The 15,718-nt window shown below is 73.9% G+C and carries 16 protein-coding genes; 13 read left to right on the forward strand and 3 right to left on the reverse strand.

Annotated elements, in window-relative coordinates; genetic code table 11:
• Nucleotides 1-14 precede the first annotated feature (14 nt).
• Together ACQPYX_RS09650 and ACQPYX_RS09655 are read right to left on the reverse strand one after the other, a co-directional pair.
• The gene (locus tag ACQPYX_RS09650) at nt 15-350 is read right to left on the reverse strand and encodes an ArsR/SmtB family transcription factor (RefSeq protein WP_433802685.1); all 336 of its coding nucleotides are present in this window, start codon (nt 348-350) and stop codon (nt 15-17) included.
• Nucleotides 347-646 (reverse strand): DUF6703 family protein, encoded by a 300-nt coding sequence (locus tag ACQPYX_RS09655; RefSeq protein ID WP_433802686.1) that lies wholly within the window; start codon nt 644-646, stop codon nt 347-349. The genes ACQPYX_RS09650 and ACQPYX_RS09655 overlap by 4 nt, the downstream gene beginning before the upstream one ends.
• A 90-nt stretch (nt 647-736) precedes the next feature.
• On the opposite strand from ACQPYX_RS09655, the gene ACQPYX_RS09660 reads away from it, so the two are divergent.
• From ACQPYX_RS09660 to ACQPYX_RS09705, 10 genes are all read left to right on the forward strand, one after another.
• Nucleotides 737-1,093 (forward strand): antibiotic biosynthesis monooxygenase family protein, encoded by a 357-nt coding sequence (locus ACQPYX_RS09660; protein ID WP_433802687.1) that lies wholly within the window; start codon nt 737-739, stop codon nt 1,091-1,093.
• Between the two features lie 38 nt (nt 1,094-1,131).
• Nucleotides 1,132-2,559 (forward strand): glycine--tRNA ligase, encoded by a 1,428-nt coding sequence (locus ACQPYX_RS09665; RefSeq protein WP_433802688.1) that lies wholly within the window; start codon nt 1,132-1,134, stop codon nt 2,557-2,559.
• 59 nt (nt 2,560-2,618) lie between these two features.
• Nucleotides 2,619-3,629, forward strand: coding sequence for an XdhC family protein (locus ACQPYX_RS09670; protein ID WP_433802689.1), 1,011 nt, complete (start codon nt 2,619-2,621; stop codon nt 3,627-3,629).
• Nucleotides 3,626-4,264: a YdcF family protein gene (locus ACQPYX_RS09675; protein ID WP_433802690.1), complete on the forward strand. Its 639-nt coding sequence runs from the start codon at nt 3,626-3,628 to the stop codon at nt 4,262-4,264. Before ACQPYX_RS09670 ends, ACQPYX_RS09675 begins: the two co-directional genes overlap by 4 nt.
• Nucleotides 4,261-5,484 carry a deoxyguanosinetriphosphate triphosphohydrolase gene (locus ACQPYX_RS09680; protein WP_433802691.1) on the forward strand — a complete coding sequence of 408 codons (1,224 nt, stop codon included), beginning with the start codon at nt 4,261-4,263 and terminating at the stop codon, nt 5,482-5,484. Before ACQPYX_RS09675 ends, ACQPYX_RS09680 begins: the two co-directional genes overlap by 4 nt.
• Nucleotides 5,481-7,376 carry a hypothetical protein gene (locus tag ACQPYX_RS09685; protein ID WP_433802693.1) on the forward strand — a complete coding sequence of 632 codons (1,896 nt, stop codon included), beginning with the start codon at nt 5,481-5,483 and terminating at the stop codon, nt 7,374-7,376. Before ACQPYX_RS09680 ends, ACQPYX_RS09685 begins: the two co-directional genes overlap by 4 nt.
• 345 nt (nt 7,377-7,721) lie before the next feature.
• Nucleotides 7,722-9,185 (forward strand): hypothetical protein, encoded by a 1,464-nt coding sequence (locus ACQPYX_RS09690; RefSeq protein ID WP_433802694.1) that lies wholly within the window; start codon nt 7,722-7,724, stop codon nt 9,183-9,185.
• Nucleotides 9,186-9,263: 78 nt separating this feature from the next.
• Complete coding sequence (locus ACQPYX_RS09695; RefSeq protein ID WP_018331909.1) at nt 9,264-9,698, forward strand: hypothetical protein; 435 nt, start codon at nt 9,264-9,266, stop codon at nt 9,696-9,698.
• Nucleotides 9,699-9,735: 37 nt separating this feature from the next.
• The gene (locus ACQPYX_RS09700; RefSeq protein WP_433802695.1) at nt 9,736-10,386 is read left to right on the forward strand and encodes a hypothetical protein; all 651 of its coding nucleotides are present in this window, start codon (nt 9,736-9,738) and stop codon (nt 10,384-10,386) included.
• Between the two features lie 13 nt (nt 10,387-10,399).
• Nucleotides 10,400-10,921 carry a gamma carbonic anhydrase family protein gene (locus tag ACQPYX_RS09705; protein ID WP_433802696.1) on the forward strand — a complete coding sequence of 174 codons (522 nt, stop codon included), beginning with the start codon at nt 10,400-10,402 and terminating at the stop codon, nt 10,919-10,921.
• Nucleotides 10,922-11,000: 79 nt separating this feature from the next.
• On the opposite strand, the gene ACQPYX_RS09710 is transcribed toward ACQPYX_RS09705, so the two are convergent.
• Nucleotides 11,001-11,726, reverse strand: coding sequence for a GntR family transcriptional regulator (locus ACQPYX_RS09710; RefSeq protein ID WP_433802697.1), 726 nt, complete (start codon nt 11,724-11,726; stop codon nt 11,001-11,003).
• Nucleotides 11,727-11,908: 182 nt separating this feature from the next.
• Between ACQPYX_RS09710 and ACQPYX_RS09715 the strand changes: the two genes are divergently transcribed.
• From ACQPYX_RS09715 to ACQPYX_RS09725, 3 genes are read left to right on the forward strand one after another with little or no spacing between them, the layout of a single operon-like run.
• Nucleotides 11,909-13,645: a thiamine pyrophosphate-binding protein gene (locus tag ACQPYX_RS09715; protein ID WP_433802698.1), complete on the forward strand. Its 1,737-nt coding sequence runs from the start codon at nt 11,909-11,911 to the stop codon at nt 13,643-13,645.
• A 10-nt stretch (nt 13,646-13,655) separates the two neighbouring features.
• Nucleotides 13,656-15,038: a phenylacetate--CoA ligase family protein gene (locus ACQPYX_RS09720; RefSeq protein ID WP_433803703.1), complete on the forward strand. Its 1,383-nt coding sequence runs from the start codon at nt 13,656-13,658 to the stop codon at nt 15,036-15,038.
• 32 nt (nt 15,039-15,070) lie between these two features.
• Complete coding sequence (locus tag ACQPYX_RS09725) at nt 15,071-15,712, forward strand: gluconate 2-dehydrogenase subunit 3 family protein (RefSeq protein ID WP_433802699.1); 642 nt, start codon at nt 15,071-15,073, stop codon at nt 15,710-15,712.
• The last annotated feature ends 6 nt before the right edge of the window (nt 15,713-15,718 follow it).

The following is a 15,718-nucleotide window of genomic DNA, read 5'->3' on the forward strand; positions in this document are numbered from 1 at the left end:
CCGTCTCCGGCCACTCATGCGTCCTCCTGCACGTGTTCGACGGCGTCGATCACGATATGCGCCAGGTGGTCGTCGACCAACCGGTAGACGACCTCGCGGCCCCGTCGCTCCCCGCGCACGACACCGGCCGCCTTGAGTACCCGCAGGTGCTGGCTGATCAACGGCTGGGTGACGCCCAGGGTGTCGACCAGCTCGTGCACGCAACGCGGCGAGACCCGCAGCTGCATGACCACCGCGATCCGCACCGGCGCGGCCAGGGCGCGCAGCAGCTCCCCGGCCGCCTCCAGCGTCGTCGGCTCCAGGGGAGCGGGCGCGTCGGGCACCGCCGGCGCCTCGTGGGAGACCGTCATCGCCACGCCACCCCGATCGCCACGAGCACCAGCACGGCGAGGATCAGACTCCGGGCCACCCGCTCCGGGCGGCTCATCGCCCCCCACGTCGTCGCGAGCAGCACCGCGACCCCGGCCGCCAGCAGCGCCAGCAGCAGCGCCCCGACGACCCCGCCGAGGATCACCCCGGCCGCGAAGACGACGGCCACCACCAGGAACACGAGCACCGGCGACACCCCGGCCAGCGGCCCCGCCCCGGGCAGCAGCGGGCGGCGCATGTCGCCCCGTGCGGGCCGTCGTCCGCGTCCGTTCGCCACGGCGCTCCTCTCCACCGAATCCGACGAGCCGGCAGCACTCGTCGACCTCCAGAATCCCATACTGACACCCGGTGTCGATAAGGTCCGGCCGTGCTCCTGGTCTGCCGCTTCCGTCCCGACGACGAGGCGGAGTTCCTCGTCCGCGCCCGCCGTGCGGTCGGGCTGCTGGCGGCGCAGCCGGGCTGCGAACGCGTCGAGGTCGCGCGCGCGGTCGAGGCGCCGGGGGAGTGGGTCCTCGTCGCCGTGTTCGAGTCGCTCACGGCCTACCGGCGCGCGTTGCAGCCCTTCGACGTCCGCGAGCACGTCGTCCCGTTCCTGTCCGAGGCCGCCACCGACCGGGAGGCCACCTTCGAGCGGCGGCTGACCGGTCGTCCCGACGGCGGGTTCGTCGAGCACCCGAGCATCCTCGACCGAGGCGGCCCGACGGGCCCGATGCCTGCTGGATAACCTGGGTGGGCCACCGAGCAGCATCAGGAGAGACCGAAGTGCCCACCCCCACCGACAGCGCCCGCATCGAGACCGTCGTGAACCTGTGCAAGCGGCGCGGGTTCGTCTTCCCCTCGGGCGAGATCTACGGCGGTACCCGGTCGGCCTGGGACTACGGCCCCCTGGGTGTCGAGCTCAAGGACAACATCAAGCGCCAGTGGTGGCGGTTCATGGTGCAGGGCCGCGACGACGTCGTGGGCCTGGACTCGAGCGTGATCCTGCCGCGCCAGGTGTGGGTCGCCTCGGGGCACGTCGACGTGTTCACCGACCCCCTGGTGGAGTGCACGAACTGCCACCGCCGGTTCCGCGCCGACCAGCTCGCCGAGGACTTCGCCGAGCGCACCGGCGGGCCCTCGCTGGAGTCCACCGACGCCGAGGGGCACGTCCACTTCGACCTCTCGACGGTGCCCTGCCCGAACTGCGGCAACCGCGGCCAGTACACCCCGCCGCGCGAGTTCAACATGATGCTCAAGACCTACCTCGGGCCGGTGGAGTCCGAGGAGGGCCTGCACTACCTGCGGCCGGAGACCGCGCAGGGCATCTTCGTCAACTTCGCCAACGTCATGTCCACGGCGCGCAAGAAGCCGCCGTTCGGCATCGGCCAGGTCGGCAAGAGCTTCCGCAACGAGATCACGCCGGGCAACTTCATCTTCCGCACGCGCGAGTTCGAGCAGATGGAGATGGAGTTCTTCGTCGAGCCGGGCTCCGACGAGCAGTGGCACCAGTACTGGATCGACGAGCGGACCCGCTGGTACACCGAGCTCGGGATCGCGCGGGAGAACCTGCGCCACTACGAGCACCCGAAGGAGAAGCTCTCCCACTACTCCAAGCGCACGGTGGACGTGGAGTACCGCTTCCAGTTCAACGCCGGCCAGGAGTGGGGCGAGCTCGAGGGCATCGCGAACCGCACCGACTTCGACCTCACCACGCACTCGAACCACTCGGGCGTCGACCTGTCGTACTACGACCAGGCGACCGACTCCCGGTACCGGCCCTACGTCATCGAACCCGCGGCCGGCGTCGGCCGACCGATGATGGCGTTCCTGCTCGAGGCCTACACCGAGGACGAGGCGCCGAACGCCAAGGGCGGGGTCGACAAGCGCACCGTGCTGAAGCTCGACCCGCGGCTCGCGCCGGTGAAGGCGGCGGTGCTGCCGCTGAGCCGCAACGCCGACCTCTCGCCGGTCGCGCGTGACGTCGCGGCCCGGCTGCGCCGGCACTGGAACGTCGACTTCGACGACGCCGGCGCCATCGGCCGTCGCTACCGCCGTCAGGACGAGATCGGAACGCCGTTCTGCGTGACGGTCGACTTCGACTCGATGGAGGACCGCGCCGCCACGGTGCGCCACCGCGACGAGATGACCCAGGAGCGGGTCTCCTTCGACCAGCTCGAGGGCTACCTCGCCGCGCGGCTCATCGGCTGCTGAGGTCCTGCACGACGACGGGTGCGGCGAGACCGTCGGGCCCCTCACCTACGCTGGTTCCCGTGACCGAGCTGAGTGAGGTCCTGGCCGGGGGCGACGACCCGGCCGCCCCCGTCGGCGTCGTGCGCGTGCTCGCGCGGCACGGCTTCGGCACCGTCGAGCCGGGGCAGCTCCTGGTGGCCCGCGGCACGCTGATGGGCGAGATCGTCACGGCCGGGGACCTGCTCCGGGGCGCGCTCGACGCGCCCGCCGCGGAGCTGGCCCGCACGGCCCTGAGCGCGCCGGGCACGCAGGAGGCGCACGTCGCGGAGGACGACGCGGTCGCCGCCGGGCTCGCCTGTGCCGGCGGGGCGACGTTGCTCGCGCACCCGCTCACGGGCGAGGCCGCCCACGCCCTCGCGCGCGGCTTCGCCGACGGCGTCCCGGCCGCCCTCGTCTCCACCGCCGACGGCACCGCCGCGCTCGTCCTCGTCGGGAACGACCTCGCGGAGCGACACGGCACCCTCGGCTCCACCGACCTCGACACGGCGGCCGCAGAGCACCTGGCCGGCCTCCTGCGCCGCGGCGCCACCGCGACCGACCGCACCGAGCTCGCGGGCACCGACGTGCTCGTCGACCTGTGGGTGCCGGTGCCGTCGCTGCTCGTCGTCGGCGCCGGGGCCCTCGGCGAGGCGCTGGCCGCCCAGGCCGCCGTCCTCGGGTGGGGCTGCCGCGCGGTGGCCACGGTCGCGGAGACCACGGCCGCGGTCGAGGCGTTCACCGACGCGGACGTGCTCGTCCTGCTCGACCACGACCCGGCCTTCGACGAGTCCCTGCTCGCCGGCCTGCGCCACGGGCGCGGGTTCCTCGGCGCCCTCGGCTCGCGACGCACCCAGGCCGCCCGCCGCGAGCGGCTGCTCGCCGCGGGCGTCACCGAGGAGCAGCTCACGACGATCCACGGGCCGGTCGGGCTCGACCTCGGGGCGCGCACCCCGGCCGAGACCGCGGTGTCGGTCGTCGCCGAGGTGCTCGCCGTCCGGTCCGGCCGCGACCCCGGGGCGCTGTCCGCCGGGCGCGGGCAGATCGGGGCGTGAGCCGCTCGCGGGCGGCCCTGACCTGGGCGCCCCGGGTCGTCGTCGGCGCGCTGGTCATCGCCCTGCTGCTCGTCGGCGGGACCGCCGCACGCGTGTGGTGGCTCGGCCGGGTGGACGAGCGCACGCCCACCGACATGATCCTGGTGCTCGGCGCCGCCCAGTACGACGGGCGCCCGTCCCCGGTGCTCGAGGCCCGCCTGGAGCACGCCCTCGCGCTCTACCGGCAGGGGGTGGCGCCGCGCATCGTCACGGTGGGCGGCTCCGCGCAGGGCGACCAGTTCTCCGAGGCCGAGAGCGGCGACCGGTGGCTCACCGACCACGGCGTGCCGAACCGCGACGTGCTCCCGATCGACGAGGGCCGCGACACCCTGGGCAGCTTCGAGGCCGTCGGGTCGGTGGCGCGCCAGCGCGGGTGGACCTCGGCGGTGATCGTGTCCGACCCGTGGCACTCGCTGCGCTCGCGCACGATGGCCCGCGACGTCGGGCTCGACGCCACCACGTCGCCGGCCAAGGGCGGACCGGTGTCGCAGACCCGACGCACGCAGTTCTTCTACATCGTGCGCGAGACGGCGGGGTTGATCTACTACCACCTCGCCCACGCCTCGTCGGACTTCTCCGACCCCGGATTGCAGTGAGCATCCGTCGTCGGGACGAGCGCTTCTCGCCCGAGGCGCCCAAGCGTGGCCGCGACCGGCGCTCGCCGTTCGCGCGCGACCGCGGCCGGGTGCTGCACTCCGCGGCGCTGCGGCGCCTGGCGGGCAAGACCCAGGTGGTGGGCCCGGGGGAGGACGCCGAGGTCACCGGCGTGCCGCGGACCCGGCTGACGCACTCGCTGGAGGTCGCGCAGATCGGCCGGGGGATGGCCGAGGAGCTCGGCCTCGACCCCGACGTCGTCGACACGGCGGGCCTCGCCCACGACATCGGCCACCCGCCGTTCGGGCACAACGGCGAGCGCGCCCTCGACGCCGTCGCGGCGGAGGCCGGGGGGTTCGAGGGCAACGCGCAGACGCTGCGGCTGCTCACGCGGCTGGAGCCGAAGACCCTGGAGGACGGCCCCGCCTCCGGCCTCAACCTGACCCGCGCGACGCTGGACGCCTGCATGAAGTACCCCTGGGAGCGGGGGAGCGGGCGCAAGTTCGGCGTCTACGCCGACGACGTCGAGGTCTTCGCCTGGATCCGCGACCCGGCCGATCGCCGCGCGTGCCTGGAGGCGCAGGTCATGGACTGGGCGGACGACGTCGCCTACTCCGTCCACGACGTCGAGGACGCCATCCTCGCCGCCCGCATCGACCCGGCCCGGCTCGCCGTTCCCGACGACGGGCTGATCGCCCTGGCCGCCGCGGCCTTCGGCGCCGAACCCGACGAACTGGCCCGCGCGGCGGAACGGCTCGCCGCCTATCCGCCGCTGCGGGCGGTCGCCGACCTCGACGCGCCGGGCAGCCTCACCGCCCAGGTCGCGCTCAAGCGCCTCACCAGCGAGCTCGTCGGCCGGTTCGTGGCCGCGGCCGTGGAGGAGACGATCGCGACGACCGGCCGCGAGCGCCCCGAGCCCACCGACGACCTCGTCGTGCCGGCCCGGGCGCGTGCGGAGGTGACGCTGCTCAAGGCGGCCGCGGTGCGGTGGGTGATGTCCGACCCGGTCCGTCTCCGCGCGCAGGAGGCCGAACGGGGGTTGCTGACGGACCTGGTCGGGCGACTGTGGGACGGCGCACCGGACGCGTTGGACCCTGCGTTCCGCCCGGCGTGGGACGCTGCGCAGGACGACGCGGGACGGCTCCGGGTCGTCGTCGACCAGGTCGCGGTCCTGACCGACGCGCAGGCCCGGTCCTGGCACCGGCGCGGGGAGGGACGATGAGCGACACGCTGGCCCGGGGTCCCGCCACCCCGACGCGCGTGCGCGCCCTGCCCGCCGACCTCGCCCGCGGCGCCCGACGACGACCGGTGACGGTCACCGCGGTCGCGCTCACCCTCGCCGTCGTGGCCTACGGCCTGCTCGTCTGGCAGCGCCGCTGGGTCTCCGACGACGGCCTGATCTTCCTGCGCACGGTCCGGCAGATCCTCGAGGGCCACGGCCCGGTGTTCAACGTCGGCGAGCGGGTGGAGACCAACACCTCCACGCTCTGGACCGTCGTGCTGCTCGGCCTCGCCCTGCTGCCCGTGCCACCCGAACCGGCGGCACTCGTGGTCGGCGGCCTCCTCTCGGTCGTGGCCCTCGGTCTCGCCATGGACGCGGCGCGCCGCCTGACCGGCCTGGGCCGCGTCGTCGTGCCGGCCGGGGCGCTCGTCTTCCTCGCGATGCCTCCCTTCTGGGACTTCGGGACGTCGGGTCTGGAGACCGGGCTGTCCTTCTCCTGGCTCGCGTTCGCCTGGTGGCTGCTGGTGCGCCGCTCCCAGCGCGAGCCGCGGCTGTTCGTCGCCGCGGGGTCCCGACGACGACCCGGGTCGGCCTGGCCGGTCGCGCTCGTCCTCGGTCTCGGCCCGCTCGTGCGCCCCGACCTCGCGGTGGTCGCCGCCGCCGGCGGGATCGCGCTGGCCGTCCTCGAGCAGCCGCGGGACCGCCGCGGCGCCCGACGGATCGTCGGGCTCGGGGCCCTCTGCGTGGCGCCCGCCCTGGCCTACGAGGTGTTCCGCGCGGGCTACTACGGCCTGCTCGTGCCGTCGACGGCGCTGGCGAAGGAGGCCGGGGTCTCCCGCTGGGGCCGCGGCTACTCCTACCTGCGCGACACCGTCGCGACCTACTGGCTGCTGATCCCCGCCGCGGTACTGGCGGCGGCCGCGCTGCTGATGGTGGCGCAGCGGGTCGCGCGGTCGGGCTGGTGGACCCGCCGCCGGGACGGTGTCGCTGCGGCATTGCCGGAGGGCGGCGCCGACGTGCGCCGGACCCGCGCCTGGGACCGGGCGGGCACGGTGGCGGTGGCCGTGGCGCCGGTGCTGGGCGGGCTCGCGATGCTGCTCTACGTCACGCGCGTGGGCGGCGACTTCATGCACGCCCGGATGCTGCTCCCGGCGATCTTCGCGATGCTCCTGCCGGTGATGGCCCTGCCGGTGCGCCGGCGGACGGTGCTGCCGCTGGTGGTCCTCGCGGTGTGGGCGGCCGTGGTGGGCACCACGGCGCGGCCGAACTACCACGGGATCTCGGCGTCCGGGATCGCCGACGAGCGCGGCTTCTACACCCAGCTGCTCGGCAACCCCCACCCCGTCACCGCCGACGACTACCGCGCCCACCCCTACGTGGCGGGCGGCGCGGAGCTCGTCGCGGAGAGCCCCCGGCCGGTGGTGGCGCTCCTCGCGCGCGGGACCGGGCCGGCCGGGCCGGAGTGGGACCTCGTGCCGCTCGCCCCGGGCAGTCCCTCCGGGCTGGTGTTCCTCAACCTCGGCGCCGCCGGCGCCCTGAACCCCCTCGACGTCCGCGTCACGGACACCGTGGGGCTCGCGGACCCCCTCGCGGCCCACACCACCAACGTCCCCGACGGGCGCACCGGGCACGACAAGAACCTCCCCGCCGCGTGGTTCATCGCGGCGGGCGGGGGAGCGGCCGTCGACAGTCGGGCGGCGACCGGGGCGGACGTGGCGGCCGCGGCCCGGGCGTTGCAGTGCCCGGCGATCGTGGAGCTGCGCGACTCGGTGTCCGCGCCGCTGACGTGGGGCCGGTTCTGGGACAACCTCGTCGGCGCCCCGGCGCGGACCGAGCTGCGCTTCCCGCGCGATCCGGTGCTCGCCGAGGTGGCCTGCTCTCCGCGACGCTGAGAGCCACATTGGTCCGATCCGGTGATGTTCTCCCACGTTCACGGAACCGTGACACCGTGTCGCATCGTCCGTGTGGCCGAGTACTGAGCGACGATCGCGCATTGTTTGCAGGGCCGTTCGGTCCTAGCTGGTAGCCGAACGCTGCACCATGGTTGATCCGGATGCGGACCGTCGCCGGTGTCCGGGCCCGAGGCCAGCACCGTTGCGTACGAGGCGGACCGGGAACGCAGCGTTCGTCGGCGGACGGATGAACCGGACGTCCCTGCTCCGTTCGGACTCGTTGCCGCTCACGCACCGCGAACCTACGGTGCGTCGGTCCTGTTCATCGACCGTCGAAGGAATCGCGTGGTCCCACTCGGTCGGGGCACCACCCCAGTCGACGCGGTCCCGCTCTCCGGTACCTCGGGGGCGGTCACCGCCCTGCCGGAGTCCCTGGTCGCGCTCGGTGACCTGCCCGGCGCCCGCCACGTGCTGGTCGTGGACGCCGCCGGCGACCACGTCCGCGGCGAGCTCGGCGGCCCGGCCGACGCCGATCCGGCGATCCTGGCCTGGGCCCGCCGGATCGCCGACGTCTCGCGCGAGCGTGGGCGCGCGCTGGAGGACGTCGTCCTGACCACGGAGACCGCCCACCACCTGGTGCGCACCGTCCCCGGCGTCGGCGAGGACCTCTGGGTGGTGCTGCGCATCGACCGGGAGCACGGCAACCTCGCGCTCGCCCGGCGTGCCCTGGCCGGCGTGGGCTCCGCCCGGACCCGGTCCCTGCCCGCCGTCGTCGAGCGGCGCCGCCCGTCCGCCGCCCCGTCCGCGCCGGTGCCCCCGTCGGCTGCGTCGGCTCCGTCTCCGTCGGTCGTGGCCCGACCGAGCGGCCCGACCACCGGATCCTTGCCGGCCGCCATGCCGTCGTCCGGGACGCCCGCGCCCCTCGGGCCGGCGCCGCGCCGGGCCCCCGACCACGACCTGCCCCGCCCCACCCCCCGTCCCGGCTCCGACGTGCCCGCCCTGGCGTTCCTGCCGACGCACCGACCGGCCACGCCAGCCAGCCCGGCCACACCGGGCACCCCGCCCGCCGCACCGGCAGTCCGGCCGGCCCTGCTGGTGCCCGAGGAGGTGCCGCCGCCGCCCGCGGCCCCGGCTCCCCGCACGAGTGGCGCCGTCCGCACCTCTGACGTCGGCGATGAGCCATCGCTGCCGGCGGACCCCGAGACCCCGGGTGCGGACGACGATGGCGACCTGCACGCATCCAGTGGGACCAGCGCGCCATCGACGACCGACACCTCGCCGACCGCAGAGCCCGAGGCCGCCCCGGAGCCGGACCGGTCCGACCCCGAGCCCGGGATGTGGGACCCCCGGCGGCGCCCCCTGACCGTCCGGCAGGCCCGCACCTGGCGCGGCGCCCCGGAGGTCCCGGCCGCCCGCGAACCGGCCGAGCTCACGGTCGCGGCGCCCGAGATCCCCGCACCGCGGACGGGGTCGCTGTTCGCGCCCGTCGTCGTGGTGCCGCCCCCGCCGTCGCCGGTCGACGACGACACCACCGAGGTCCCCGCCCCGGTGCCCTACCCGATCATCACCGCCCCGCCGCTCGAGCCGGCCCCCGTGCCGGCCGCGGCGGACCCCGGACCCGCGCCGGAGGAGGTGCAGGCCGCCACCGACGCTGGCCTGCCCCGTCGTTCCCCCGGCGCGAACCTGCGGTCGCCGACGCCCGCACCCGATCCCGCTCCGGCAGCCGCGCTGTCGACCGGGATCCCGGGGTGGAGCACCGAGCCGTCCGTGCTGCGCCGCCTGCTCCTCGGACTGCGCCGCCTCACCTGACGTCCCGCCCACCCCCGACCCCCGCCCGAGACCGCGGCGACCACCCCGACCCGAGACACCACAGAACCGGAGCCCCCGATGGCCGACATCGACTACATCCTCAACGCCGCGACGAACATCAAGGGCGCCTTCGCGGTGGCCCTCGTCGACTACGAGAGCGGCATGACCCTCGGCTCGCGCGGCGGCAGCGCCGAGTTCGACCTCGACGTCGCGGCGCCGGGCAACTCCGAGGTCGTCCGCGCCAAGTTCGACGTGATGGCGAAGCTGGGCCTGCGCGAGACGATCGAGGACATCCTGATCACCCTCGACACCCAGTACCACATCATCCGGCCGATCTACTCGCGCACGGACGAGGACAAGCTGTTCCTCTACCTCGTGCTCAACCGGCAGCAGGCCAACCTGGCGATGGCCCGCCGCGACCTGCGGATGATCTGCTCGCGCTTCTCGATGGACGACCCGACCGCCGCGCCGGCCGAGCCCGGGTACTTCCCGCAGCAGGCCGGGCGACGCTGACCCGCCGGCGGTGGCGCGTCATCGTCATGTGACGTGCGTGCGGTCGGACGGCCTGTCGACGGTCCTCGAGTCCCTGCTCGCCGACCGTCGCGTGGTCGCGGCGACGCTCGTCGACGTCGGGAGCGGGTTCCTGCTCGACGCCTGCACCCGCGACGACGGCCTCGCCGACCTCGAACTGCTCGGGGCGGCCCACGCCGACCTCGCGCGCGCCGGTGCCGTCCTCGCACCGGGCGGCGGGGCCGGCGGGGCGCTCGTCGTCGAGACCGGGGACGGCCGCGTACACGTCCTGCGCGAGGTCCCCGACCCGCACGGCGACCGGATCGTCCTGACCGCGGTGGTCCGCGGCCCGGCCCGGGTCGTCGCGCGGGTGCGGCAACGTCTCGCCGAGGTCCCGGTCGAGGCGCTCACCGCCGGACCCACCCTCCAGCGCCGTCCCGTCGACGGCCGCTGGGACCTCACCCCGGCCGCCCCCGTCGCCCCGGCGGTCCCACCCGAGGGGCTCCCGGGCCTCGACCCCGTCCCGACGACGACGGACGGCGCGGCCTGGGCCCCGAAGGCGGAGCCCGCACCCTGGGCGACGGCGATGACCCCACCGACCGTCGAGCGCACGGAACAGGAGCCGGACGACGGGACCGGTCCCGACCCGTCGTCGGGAATGCCTCCCTCGGAGGCCCTCACCCGGCCGTGATTCGATGCCCGGCATGGACCACCTGATCGTCACCGTCGACGGCCACGCCCCGCAGATCGACCCGACGGCGTGGATCGCGCCCGGCGCCGTGGTGGCGGGGCGCGCGACCCTCGGGCCCGAGGTCGGGATCTGGTACACCGCCGTGGTCCGCGCCGACAACGACACGATCACCATCGGCGCCGGCTCCAACGTCCAGGACGGCTCGGTGCTGCACGCCGACCCGGGCTTCCCGTGCACGGTGGGGGAGAACGTGACGATCGGGCACCGCGCGGTGGTGCACGGGTGCACCGTGGAGGACGACGTCCTCGTCGGGATGGGCGCCGTGATCATGAACGGCGCGACGGTCGGGCGCGGGTCGGTGATCGCCGCCGGTGCCGTGATCTCGCAGGGCGTGACCGTGCCGCCCGGATCGCTCGTCGCGGGCGTGCCGGGCAAGGTCCGCCGGGAGACGACCGGGGACGAGCAGGCGTTCAACGGTGTCAGCGCCGCGGCCTACCGCCACCTGCTGGGCGTGCACCGCACCGCCACGGACTGAGGGCCCCCTCCTTCCCGAGCGAACGGCACTCTGGCGCACATAGATGTTGCGAGAGTGCCGTTCGTGCAGGTCGGCGGCGCTACTCCGCCAGCGGCGCCGAGTCGTCCGGCGCCGGACCGAGCCCGTCGTCCGACACCGGACCGCTCTCGGCGGCCGGCGGCATCGAGTCGAGGATGAGCTTCTCGCCGTGCTCGGCGTGGCGACGGGCGAGCTCCTCGGCGGCGTCGCCGTCCCGGTCGCGGATCGCGTCGAGGATCGCGGCGTGGTCCTCCCACACCCAGGCGGGGGCGCCGCCCTGCAGCAGCACCTCGCCCATCACGCGCTGCACGTTGCGCCACATGACGCCGGCGCTCTCGGCCAGCAGCGGGTTCGCGGTCGCCTCGACGACGGTCCGGTGGAACTCGACGTCGTTGCGGACCATCGACGCGAACGCGCGGTCGTCGAACGCCTGCCGCCCGGCGACGACGATGCGGGTCGCGTGCCGCAGCCAGTCCTCGGTGTGGCGGTCGGCGGCCAGCCGCGCGGCCTGGCCGTCGAGGATCGCGCGCAGCTCGTAGAGGTGGCTGACGAAGTCGCGCTCGAGCGGGGTCACCTCGAGCCCGCGCCGCCCGAACTCCCGGACGAGCCCCTGGTTGCGGAGCAGCAGCAGGGCCTGCTGGATCGGTTGGCGGGAGACGTTGAACCGCTCGGCCAGCTGCTCCTGGCGCAGCGGCACGCCCGGGGCCAGGCGCCCGGTGCAGATGTCGTCGACGATCGCCTCGAAGACCTGCTCGGTCCGCGAGGGCCTGTGCGGCAGCTCCGCCATCGACCGCCCTCCCCGCCGTCCTCCGTCCCCGCTGCTGGATCGACGGATGCGCGTGCGCCCCGCATGGTAGCCGTCCGTGATCGTGAACTCATCCTTGACTTGTGAATTCAGAATGTCGCACTGTCGAGTGACACACGACACGTCAAAGAGCGTGTCGGTGATCACCTCGACGAGGAGGGTCCATGGCGGAGCGACGGCCGGTGCAGGTCGCGAGCCTGGTGGCGGAGTTCCTGACCGAGCACGGGGTCGACCGGGTGTTCGGCCTGCAGGGCGGACACATCCAGCCGATCTGGGACCAGCTCGCGCGCCGCGGCGTCCGCATCGTCGACGTTCGGGACGAGGGCTCGGCCGTGCACATGGCACACGCCCACACCGAGTTGACGGGGCAGACCGCCGTCGCGATGGTGACTGCGGGACCCGGCGTCACGAACACCGTGACCGCCGTGGCCAACGCGTCCGTCTCGCGCATCCCGCTGCTCGTGATCGGGGGCTGCCCGCCGATCCCGCAGTCGAACATGGGGCCGCTGCAGGACATCCCGCACACCGCGATCCTCGAGCCGGTCACCCGGCTCTCCCGCACCCTGCGCAGCGCCGACCAGGTCCTGCGCGAGTTCGACGAGGCCTGGGCGCGGGCGTCGGGCGACCGCGGCGAGCCCGGCCCGGTCTACCTCGAGATCCCCACCGACGTGCTCCGCCGCGAGGTGCCGCCGGCCCTGCAGATGCCCGAGCACCTGCGCGCGAAGCCGAAGCGCCGCCCGCAGCCCCATCCCGACGACGTGGCCGCCGCGGCCGAGCTGATGCGCGCCGCCGCGAAGCCGGCGATCATCTCCGGGCGTGGTGCGCGCACCACCGACGGCACGGACCTGATCCGACTGCTCGACGCCTCCGGCGCGGCCTACCTGGACACCCAGGAGAGCCGCGGCCTCGTGCCGGACGCGCACCCCGCCGCCGTCGGGAGCGCCCGGTCGGCGGTCATGCGCGACACCGACCTCCTGATCACCGTGGGCCGCCAGCTCGACTACCAGCTCGGCATGGGCTCGCCGGCGGTGTTCCCGCACGCGAAGGTCGTCCGGATCGCCGACACCGCAAGCGAGCTGATCGACAACCGGCGCGGCGAGGTCGAGATCCTCGCCGAGCCGGGCGCCGCGCTCGCTGCGCTCGCCGACGCCCTGAAGGACCACACCCCCGACACCACGTGGCGTGACGAGCTCAAGGCCAAGCACCGGAAGCGCTCCGAGGACTACCGGCAGGCCCTGCACACCACGGAGAACGGCGCCGACGGGCACATCCACCCGAACCGCATCTTCGGCGCCCTCGACGCGCTGGACGGCGACGCCCTCGACCTGGGCGAGGCGATCATGATCGCCGACGGCGGGGACCTGCTCTCGTTCGCCCGGCTCGGGATCACCCGCTGTGCCCGCTACCTCGACGCCGGGGCGTTCGGCTGTCTCGGGGTCGCAACGCCGTTCGCGATCGCGGCCTCGCTCGCGCAGCCCGAGCGGCCCGTGATCGCGGTGACCGGGGACGGCGCCTTCGGCATCACCGCGACGGAGATCGACACCGCCGTGCGGCACGGCGCGAAGATCGTCGTGATCGTCTCGAACAACAGCGCCTGGAACATCGAGCGCTACGACCAGGAGGAGAACTACGGCCTGGTCGCCGGGACGCTGCTCGCCGACTCCGACTACGCCGCCATGGCGCGGGCGTTCGGGGCGCACGGCGAGCGGGTCACCGACCCGGCCGAGCTGGACGGCGCCGTCCGGCGTGCGCTGGAGAACGCGCCCGCCGTCGTCGACGTGGTCACCACGCAGGACGCATCGTCGCCGGACTCCGGCAAGGGGCTCGGCTTCGTCCCCGACTACCAGGCACTGACCCCGTGGAACGACGCCGAGGTCGCTCGTCGTCAGGAAGGGATCTGACGTGGCACAGATGGAGGAGTGGGCGTTCCCCACCCGCTACGACCAGGACTACCTGCCCGACCCGGACTCGCCGTACTGGTTCCCGGTACGCGAGACGATGGACCCGGCCGAGCGCGACGCCGCGGTCCTCGTCCGGCTCCGGGAGGTCATGGAGTACGCCTACGCGAACTCGGGCTTCTACCGGACGAAGTGGGATGCGGCGGGCCTCAAGCCGGCCGACATCACGTCGTTCGAGGCGTTCGAGCAGGTCCCCGTCGTCACGAAGGCGGAGATGCGCGAGTCGCAGGCGAACCACCCGCCGTTCGGCGACTACACCTGTGTCGACCCGTCCGAGATCCACCACATCCACGGCACCTCCGGCACGACGGGGGCCCCGACGGCCTTCGCGCTCGGGCGGCGGGACTGGGAGGTCATCGCCGACAACCAGGCCCGGATCCTGTGGGGGATGGGCGTGCGGCCCGGCGACACGGTGTTCGTCGCCGCGCTGTTCTCGCTCTACCTCGGCTCCTGGGGTGCGATGACCGCGGCGGAGCGGCTGCGCTGCAACGTCCTCCCGTTCGGCGCCGGCGCGTCGGGGATGACCTCGCGGGCGGTGAACTGGCTCGCCCGCATCAAGCCGGCGGCGTTCTACGCGACGCCCTCCTACGCGCTGCGCCTGGCCGAGGTGGCCGAGCAGGAGAAGATCGACCCCCGCGAGTTCGGGTTGAAGGTCATGTTCTTCTCCGGGGAGCCCGGTGCGTCGGTGCCCTCGGTGCGCAAGGCGATCGAGGACAGCTTCGGGGCGACGGTGATCGACTGCGGGACCATGGCCGAGATGACGCCGTTCATGTCGGCGTCGGCCACCGCGGGGACGCCGGACGGGATGTTGCTCTGGCAGGACATCGTGTGGCACGAGGTCTGCGACCCGGAGACGTTCCGCACGGTGCCCTACGGCAACGAGGGCACGCCGGTCTACACCCACCTCGAGCGCACGTCGCAGCCGATGATCCGGCTCGCCTCCAACGACCTCACCCGGTGGGTCCTGGAGGACAACCCCTGCGGCCGGACCTACCCGAAGCTGCCCGACGGCGTGTACGGCCGGATCGACGACATGATCCACATCCGCGGGGAGAACGTGTACCCGACGGAGGTCGACAACTACCTGCGCACCGTCGAGCACTACGGCGGCGAGCACCAGATCGTCGTCCGCCGCACCGGCTCGATGGACGAGATGATCGTCCGCGCCGAGTGCACTCTCCCCGACGGACAGCGCTCCGAGTTCGAGTCGAGCACCGGCTCAGGCCTGCAGTCCCTCCTCGGCGTCCGCGTGACCTTCGAGTCCGTCGACGCCCACACCCTCGAGCGCGCGGAGCACAAGTCGCGTCGCGTGGTCGACGAGCGCACGCATCGCTGATTCCCAGTCTTCAGCAGAAGGAGGACACGTCAATGAACAACGCCCTGGGGGAGAAGCCGGCTCCGTTCGGCGCCCCCGAGACGACGGTCGAACCCGGATGGGGCGGTGGGTTCTTCGAGAACGGCCGCCCGCGTCTCGGCGGCCTCGAGCGCCCGGTGCAGTTCAGTGCGGCCCGGCAGGCCGTGATCGGTGCGCTGGCCGACACGATCATCCCGCCGCACCCGGACTGGCCGACGGCGAGCGAGACCGACATCGTCGCCTTCTGCGGCCGGTACATCACGCCGACCGGTTACAGGAACAAGCACTTCCCCTGGGCCGACGAGGACTCGTTCGTCGCCGCGCTGGACAAGCTCGGTCAGGCGTTCGTCGACGCCGACGCGACCGAGCGCGCGAAGGCGTTCGAGGCGCTCGAGAAGGCCGAGGATCCGTTCTTCGAGCAGATCCGCGCCCTCGTCTACTACGGCTACTACTCACGGCCAGAGGTCGTCCTCGCGATCCGGAAGAACGTGCCCGCGGGCAAGGACTACCACGGCCCGCCGCTGCCCTACGGCTACATCCAGTCGCTGGAGCCGTGGGACGACACGACCCTCGCGCAGGCGAACGAGAACGGTTCCTACCTCGAGACCGACCAGGTCGAGCGTGTCGACCTGTCCAAGCTCACCTGGACGAAGTGAGGCACC

The sequence above is a fragment of the Actinomycetospora sp. CA-084318 genome (assembly GCF_050955885.1).
Lineage (GTDB): Bacteria > Actinomycetota > Actinomycetes > Mycobacteriales > Pseudonocardiaceae > Actinomycetospora.